Source organism: Kribbella deserti, from assembly GCF_042434725.1.
GTDB lineage: Bacteria > Actinomycetota > Actinomycetes > Propionibacteriales > Kribbellaceae > Kribbella > Kribbella deserti.
The window spans coordinates 1-1,243 of sequence record NZ_JBHLTC010000054.1 but is presented as its reverse complement, the minus strand read 5'-3'; the positions used below and the strand labels follow the sequence as shown (position 1 = coordinate 1,243).

1 protein-coding gene is annotated in these 1,243 nt (G+C 67.3%); it reads right to left on the bottom strand.

All coding sequences use genetic code 11. The features are described 5' to 3' along the window. A partial coding sequence (locus ACFFGN_RS35415) for a hypothetical protein (protein ID WP_380057435.1) occupies positions 1–1,243 on the bottom strand: 1,243 nt, incomplete at both ends.

Here is a 1,243-nt window from a genome sequence, read left to right as displayed (position 1 = left end):
GCTGGTGTCGGGTTTGATGCCGAGGACCCGCTGCCAGTACGTGATGGTGACGGTTTTGCTGGACGGCAGCCCGGCGATCTGGTTGACCAGCCCGCGGACGCTCGACGCGGCTGATTCCGCACCGGGGGCGGAGATGCTGGTCGACTCCGACTCGGGCAGCAGGCCCAGGGCGCGGGCGTACGCCTCGGCCTTCGCGCGCGCCTCGGGCGCGGTGTTGGTGATCGGGGTGTTCACCTTGGGCCTGATGCCGAGCAAGACCTCGTTGTAGAACTGCGCGTCCTTGACCGGTTTGCCACCCGAGTTGTTCAGGAACGCCGACTCCACCTTCGGCGGGACACCGAGCAGCAGCTGGTTGTACGACTCGGCGTCCGTCTTCGGTTTCCCGGCCGCGTTGTTGGTGATCTTGCTGTCGACCTTGGACGGGATTGCGATCAGCTGGGTAGCGAGCTTTACGGCCTCGTCACGGGGCATCTTCATCTTGACCGCGAGGTCGATGAACGACTTGCGGGCACCAGATACCGCGGAGGTCATCTTGGCCTGGGAGGCGCCGGTGCGGAGGTACTGCTCGGACAGTTGGTTGGCTGACGCTGCGATGGCGTCGAGCGCTGCCTGGTTCGCGCGGCCCTTCGGGGTGTTGATGTCCAGGGTGCGTCCGTTGTCCGCGATCGCGTCCGTGGCGTCATCGATCGCGGCCTGCACACCGCGCTGCGCGTCCCGCACCGACAGCATCAGCCCGGGCATGCCGAGCAGGGTCTTGATGTATCCGTCGAGATGCTTCTGGGCCTTCTCAGCCGCGTCACCTGCTGTGTCCAGGCCACCCGCGAGGACCTTCGCTGCGCCGCCAGCATCTGTCGCAGCCGCGCCGGCAGCCTGAGCATCGACGGCCGCGGAGTTCAGCGCCGACGAATACTCGGGGAACTTCGCCTTCAACTGCTCGACTTCCACGCCCTGCGTCGCGGCGGTCTGGGCCAGGAAGTCGAACGCCTTCGCCGCGGACTCGGCGTTGCCGCCAGCCACCAGATCGGCCAGCGCATTGTCCATCTCCTCAACGCGGGCCTTCGCCTCAGCCAGACCACGCGCCGGGCCGGCCTCGACACCGAACCGGGCGAACGCGCCACCCAGCTTGGTCAGGGCGCCGTCGCTGGTGGTCGCGACCTGGGTGAGGACACCTGCCAGGGATCGACCGTCGTCGCCGACGCCGCTGAAGTTGTCGCCGAAGTTCTTCAGAAGCTCGCCGGTGGAC